Raw genomic sequence first — 6,801 nt, forward strand, 5'->3', positions numbered from 1 at the left:
ACCGGCAGGGGCGTCAGCCCCCGGGGGCATCGCCGACGAAGCGCGCCGGGTCATGACGGCCGAGCAGGCCCTGGGCCGGGCACTACGGCGACCGCGATACGAGATCATTCCCATGCGCGGTGCGCTCGAGGCCGCGCGGGCGCTGCCGGCCCATGCGGTCGTGACCGTGACCTGCTCGCCGACCCGCGGGATCGATGCGACCGTCGAACTGGCGGCGCAGGTCGCGGCCCTCGGGCATGTCGCCGTGCCGCATCTCGCGGCCCGGCGTTTCGCCAGCCGCAGCCATCTCGAGACCGGCATGAGCCGGTTGACCGAGGCAGGGGTACGGGATGTCTTCGTCGTCGGCGGCGACGGCGATCACGTCGCCGGGCCGTTCGATCACGGATGCCGGCTGATCGAGGCACTGGCCGAGATCGCGCCCGGCCTGCGCAGCGTCGGGGTGCCCTGCTATCCGGAGGGGCACGCCCTCATCGCGGCCGAGACGCTGGACGAGGCGCTGGACGCCAAGTGCTTCCTCGCCGGTCACATGGTCACGCAGCTGTGTTTCGATGCCGCGCGGATCCGCGACTGGCTGCAGGGCGTGCGTGGCCGCGGGGTCGATCTGCCGATGCATGTCGGCATTCCCGGGGTGATCGAGCGGCGCCGGCTGCTGGGCATCGCGCTGCGCATCGGTCTGGGCGACTCGACACGCTTTCTGCGCGGCAACAAGCGCATGTGGGGACGGTTGACGGGCCCCTCGCAATTCACGCCGGACGCGCTGCTGGACGACCTGGCGCCCCTGCTGGCGGCGCCGGAGCTGAACGTCGCCGGCTTGCATATCAACACCTTCAATCAGGTCGGCAGTACCGAAGCCTGGCGCCGAAAGCGTCTGTCGGCGCTCGCCTCCACCGCCGGCGACGTCGATGCCTCGGGTTCGCCGTCATCGGCGGCGCCCGACGGTCGCGCCTAGCGCCCCGGAATCATTCGGACCGCACCTTCAGGCTCAGGAGATCGAGCATGTCTAAGTTACCCGAACAAGCGGATGTGGTGATCGTCGGCCAGGGCGGCATCGTCGGCGCCTCGGTCGCCCATCACCTGATCGAACAGGGCTGGTCGAACATCGTCGGGCTGGACAAGTCGGCGGTGCCGTCGGATATCAGCTCGACCTCGCACGCCTCCGACTTCTGCTACATGACCTCGCACGACCGCATGTCGTGCTACACCACGGTCTACAGCCGGCAGTTCTACGAGTCGCTCGGCCATTACAGCCGGGTTGGCGGCCTGGAGGTTGCCCGTGTGGGCGACGACGCGCGGATGGCCGAGCTGGAGCGCAAGGTCGGCTCGGGCAAGGCCTTCGGTACCAACGTGTCGCTGATCGGCTCGGCGGAAGCCAAGCGACGGTTCCCGCTGCTGGAGCAGGACCTGATCCAGGGCGCGATGTGGGATCCGGACGCGGGGCTGGTGGTGCCGCGCTCACAGCGCGTCGCCGGCGTGCTGATCGAGCGTGCCGTGGCCAGCGGCCGGCTGCAGACCTTCGGCCATACGCCGGCGCTGGACATCGACGTCCGCAACGGCCGGGTCTGCGGCGTCGAGACCCGCCGGGGCTATATTCGCACCGACGTCGTGGTGCTGTCGGCGGGCATTTGGGGGCCGCCGCTGGCCGCCATGGCCGGTGCCGCGCTGCCTCTGATGCCGTTCGAGCATCCGCTGATGTTCTTCGGGCCCTTCGACACCTTCGCCGGGACCGGCCGCGAGATCGGGTATCCGCTGTTCCGCGATCAGGGCAATTCGTCCTACATGCGCGATACCGGCGACCCGGCCACCGCCGAGGGCGGCAAGCTGGAATGGGGCTACTACGAACCCACCGAGCCGCGGCTCGTGCAGCCCGCCGACATCGCCGAGCCGGAGGCCGCGCGGATGTCGCCGTCGATGCGCGATCTCGACATCGAACAGGTGATGAGCGGCTACGAGCGCGCGATCGAGATGACGCCGATCCTGGGCGAGCTCGGCTGGGACGAGAAGGCCTCGTTCAACGGGCTCATGTCGATCTCGGCCGACGGCGGCTCGCTGCTGGGCGAGTCGCCGGAGACACGCGGGCTCTGGTTCGGCGAGGCCGTCTGGGTCAAGGACGGGCCCGGCATGGGCAAGGTCCTGGCGGACTGGATGACCCACGACCGGCCGGCGGTCGATCCCTGCGGCATCGATATCGCCCGCTTCTATCCGGTGCAGAAGACGCCGGCCCATGTCTTCGGCCGCGCCCGCGAGACCGCCCGCAAGGTCTACGATCCGGCCGTTCATCCGCGCGAGCCCTACGCCAGCGGGCGCGACCTGCGCCGCAGTCCGTTCTGGCCGCGCGAGCGCGAACTCGGCGGACACTTCATGGAAGCCGCCGGCTGGGAGCGCGCGCACGGCTATGCCGCCAACGCGCATCTGCTCGAGACCTACGGTGATCGCGTGCCCGAACGCGCCGCCGAGTGGGATGCCCGGCATTTCTGGCGCGTGTCCAACGCCGAGCACCTCAAACTCGCCGACGACGTGGGCATGATCAACCTGTCCCATTTCGCCATCTTCGATGTCTCGGGGCCGGATGCGGAGGCCTTGCTCGAGTATCTGTCGGTCGCCCGGGTGGGCGGCTCCACGCCGATCGGCAAGGGCGTGTATACGCATTTTCTCGACGCCCACGGCGGCGTGCGGTCCGATCTCACCGTCGTGCGATTGGCGACCGACGCCTACCGCGTGATCTGCGGCGGCGACACCGGCCATCGCGACAGGGTCTGGATACAGCGGATGCGCGAGGATCGCGGGGCGCGTGTGGCCATCGACGACCGCACCGACACGCTCGCCACGCTCGGCCTCTGGGGGCCGAACGCCCATGCCACGCTCGCCGCGCTCGTCGACGACCCGCGGCTGCTGGACGACGACCGCCTGCCGTTCGCGAACGCGCGCGAGATCCGCCTGCGCGGCATGCCGGTATGGGCGTTTCGAATCTCCTATGTGGGCGAGTACGGCTGGGAGTTGTACATGCCGTTCTCCTACGGGCTGGCGGTCTGGGATCTGCTGTTCGAGGCTGGTGTGACCCCGGTCGGCATCGAGACCTACGCCAACTCGCGACGGCTCGAGAAGAGCCTGCGGCTGCAGAACGTGGATCTGCTGACCGACTACAACCTGTGCGAGGCCGGTCTCGCCCGGCCGAAGGTCAAGAGCGCGGACTTCCACGGCCGGGCCGCCTATCTGGAACAGCGCGGGCGCGAGTGCCAGCCAGCCTATCTGTGCACGCTGACGCTGCTGGACAACGTCGACGCCGAGGGCGTGGCCCGTTACCCGGTCGGCCAGTGGCCGCTCATCGATCCGGAGAGCGGCGAGGTGCCGGTGGATACGCTGGGGCGGCGCTCCTATGCCGCCAGTCTGGCCTACGGGCCCTCGGTCGGCGCCAACATCGCGCTCGCCTATCTGCCCGCCGCCTACGCCCGCATCGGCCAGGAGCTGCGGCTCGAGTACTTCGGCGAACAGTATCCGATCCGGGTCGATGCGGTCGGCTGCCGCGCGCTCTACGACCCGCACAACGAACGCCTGAAATCCCCGTCCGCGCCGGCGCATCCCGCGCCGGCGGAACCCGCCCTGGAAAGCGCCTGAGGAGAATCGCCATGTCCCTCGTCAACGATTGCCGGCCCCATCCCCAGGAGGGTCGGGTGCTGGCCGCAGCTCGCGCGGCCCGTCTGCAGCGGGCGCTCGCCGATCATCCCGGGGAGACGCCGTGTCTGGCCGTACTCGATATCGGCAGCACCGCCGCCGATCGGGCGCGGACCGCCGCGCTGCAGCACCGGGCGCAGCGCGTTGGCCTGCGGGTCAGCGTCGATGATCTGCCGGGCGAGATCGGCGAGCCCGAACTGCTGGAGCGGATCGCGGCCCTGGGCGCGAACGCCGATGTGCACGCCATTCTGATCGGCACCGCGCTGCCCGATCACATCGACCCGGCGGCGGTACGCGCGGCGTTGCCGCCGGCCAAGGATCTGGCCCGGGCCGTGGGCGACGGGCCGGCGTACGCCGCCGACGGCGACAGCCGCCTGCCGCCCGGAGCGGCGGCGGCTTGTCGGGTCTGGCTCGGGGCGGTTCTGCCCGCGGGCGCCTTCGGCAGGCGCGCTGTAGTGATCGGTGCCACGCACGGGCCGGGGCCGGCCATCGCCGAGCCGCTGCTGCGCGACGGCTGCACCGCGACCCTGGCGCACCCGCTGACGCGTGGCCTGCCGGCGCTGTGTCGCGCCGCGGATATCGTGATCGCCGCTCTCGATCGCCCGAAGATGGTGCCCGAGCGCTGGATCCGGAGCGGGGCGGCGGTGATCGATCTGGGTCAGACGCGCGGCGGCGACGGCCTGTCGGGGCGGCTGCGCGTCGTTGGCGACCTGCAGCCCGCGGCCGCCCGCCGTGCCGGTGCCATGGCGAGTCTTGCCGGCGACATCGCGCCGCTGGCCCACGTTTGCGTGCTCGAGGCGGCGTTCGCGCTGGCACGGGGACAGGTCGAGACGCCGACCGCCAGGGACCCGCTCGCGCCGTCTTCACCGGCTGCCGCGCTGGTGGCCGGGCTGGCGGTGTAGGCCGCTGTTCGCGGCTGCGCCCGGGGCTGGGTCGTTCATGGGCAAGACCGTGTCGTTACAGCACAAGTCGCGGCCGCCAGGGCCGTTAGCCTCTATTCACAGGGTTCGGCTCGGGTGCCGTCGGGCCACCGGTCGTTCAAGGAATCACCGATCATGTCCATCAGCGTATTCGAGCTCTTCCGCATCGGCATCGGGCCCTCCAGTTCGCACACGGTCGGCCCGATGCGGGCGGCGCTCACCTTTGCCGAGGGCCTGAGTGCGGCGCCGCCGCGCGCCGATGTGGCGCGTGTCACCGCGGAGCTGTTCGGCTCGCTGGGCGCGACCGGGCGGGGTCACGGCAGCGATCGCGCGGTGATCCTGGGCCTGGCCGGCGAGCGGCCCGAGAGCGTCGATCCGGACACGGTCGACGCGCGCATCGCCGCCGTCCAGGCGGACCGCGTCCTGACGCTGGCCGGCGGTCACCGCATCGACTTCGACGCCGCGCGCGATGTGATCTTCAACCCGGACGAAAGCCTGCCGGCGCATCCGAACGGCCTGCGCCTGACCGCCCGGGACGGCGACGGGGCGCTGTTGTGCGAGCGGACCTGGTATTCGATCGGCGGCGGTTTCGTGGTCGAGGCCGGCGCCGCCGAGCCCGAGCCGGCCGCCGCCGGGGACGTGCCGTATGCGTTCGACAGCGCCGACGGCCTGCTCTCGCTGTGCACGGCGCAATCGGCGGACATCAGCGATCTGATGCTGGCCAACGAATCCGCGCTGCGCGACGAGACCGAGGTGCGCGCCGGGCTGCTGGCGATCTGGCGGGCCATGGCCGACTGCGTCGCCCACGGTCTGGTCACGCCGGGCGAGCTGCCCGGGCCGCTGCGGGTGCGCCGCCGCGCGCCGGGACTGTACCGGAACCTTTCGCTGCGCGCTGAAGATGCGGCGGTGGACGGCCTCGCGACGCTGGACTGGGTCAATCTGTACGCCCTGGCGGTCAACGAGGAAAACGCCGCCGGCGGCCGGGTGGTGACCGCGCCCACCAACGGGGCCGCGGGGATCGTTCCGGCGGTCCTGCACTACTACGTCCGCTTCATCGACGGCGCGAACGACGACGGCATCGTGCGCTTTCTGCTCACCGCCGGTGCCATCGGCGCGCTCTACAAGCAGAACGCCTCGATCTCGGGCGCCGAGGTCGGCTGTCAGGGCGAGGTCGGCGTGGCCTGCTCCATGGCCGCCGGTGCGCTAGCCGAGCGGCTGGGCGGCAGCCCGGCGCAGGTCGAGAACGCCGCCGAGATCGGCATGGAGCACAACCTCGGGCTGACCTGCGACCCGGTCGGCGGGCTGGTGCAGGTGCCCTGCATCGAACGCAACGCCATGGGCGCGATCAAGGCCATCAACGCCGCCCGCATGGCCCTGCGCGGCGACGGCCGTCACTGCGTGTCGCTGGACAAGGTCATCCGGACCATGCGCGACACCGGGGCGGACATGAGCAGCCGCTACAAGGAGACCGCCCGCGGCGGTCTCGCCGTCAACGTGATCGAGTGCTGAGATGCGGCGCCGTCACACCACCGCATTGACTGCAGCGGCGATTCGGGCGCTTCTGGCCGATGCGCCGCGGTGTCGGCTCGTGCGGGTCCCCTGTGGCAGTCGGAGGTCGTCATGAACCGCTATTCCATCTTCAGTCTCGTGCGCAACGCGCTCTCGCACCACGAGAACTGGCAACAGGCCTGGCGATCGCCGGAGCCGAAACCGCGTTATGACGCCATCGTGGTCGGTGGCGGCGGGCACGGTCTGGCCACGGCCTATTACCTGGCGCGGAATCACGGCCTAACCAACGTCGCCGTGCTGGAGAAAGGCTGGCTCGGCGGCGGCAACACCGGCCGCAACACGACGATCGTGCGCTCCAACTATCTCTGGGACGAGGCCGCCTGGCTGTACGACAAGTCGCTCCGGCTCTGGGAGGGTCTGACCCGGGACATCAACTACAACGTGATGTTCTCGCAGCGCGGCGTGTTCAATCTCGCGCATACGCTCCAGGACGTCCGCGACACCTGGCGGCGGGTCAACGCGAACCGTCTCAACGGCATCGACGCCGAGTTCGTCACGCCGGAGCAGATCAAGGCCATGGTGCCGGCGATCAACACCTCGCCGGACGCGCGCTATCCGATCCTGGGTGCCTCGCTGCAGCGCCGGGCGGGCGTCGCCCGCCACGACGGCGTGGCCTGGGGCCTGGCGCGGGGCGCGGGGGGCC

5 protein-coding genes are annotated in these 6,801 nt (G+C 70.8%); all 5 read left to right on the top strand.

Translation table 11 applies throughout. The features are described 5' to 3' along the window. Positions 1–112 precede the first annotated feature (112 nt). Complete coding sequence (locus tag SAOR_RS05190; RefSeq protein WP_185015560.1) at positions 113–949, top strand: methylenetetrahydrofolate reductase; 837 nt, start codon at positions 113–115, stop codon at positions 947–949. 47 nt (positions 950–996) lie between these two features. Continuing rightward, positions 997–3,612: a GcvT family protein gene (locus SAOR_RS05195; protein ID WP_123630509.1), complete on the top strand. Its 2,616-nt coding sequence runs from the start codon at positions 997–999 to the stop codon at positions 3,610–3,612. A gap of 11 nt (positions 3,613–3,623) precedes the next feature. Then, on the top strand, positions 3,624–4,571 hold the full coding sequence (locus tag SAOR_RS05200; RefSeq protein ID WP_123630510.1) for a tetrahydrofolate dehydrogenase/cyclohydrolase catalytic domain-containing protein: 948 nt from the start codon (positions 3,624–3,626) through the stop codon (positions 4,569–4,571). A 153-nt stretch (positions 4,572–4,724) separates the two neighbouring features. Continuing rightward, entirely contained in the window at positions 4,725–6,098 is a 1,374-nt protein-coding gene (locus SAOR_RS05205) for an L-serine ammonia-lyase (RefSeq protein WP_123630511.1), read from the top strand. Between the two features lie 111 nt (positions 6,099–6,209). Beyond that, positions 6,210–6,801: FAD-dependent oxidoreductase (locus SAOR_RS05210; protein ID WP_123630512.1), on the top strand; the 592-nt coding region annotated here is incomplete at its 3' end.

It is taken from the genome of Salinisphaera orenii subsp. orenii MK-B5, from assembly GCF_003788635.1.
In the GTDB taxonomy this organism is placed as follows: domain Bacteria; phylum Pseudomonadota; class Gammaproteobacteria; order Nevskiales; family Salinisphaeraceae; genus Salinisphaera; species Salinisphaera orenii.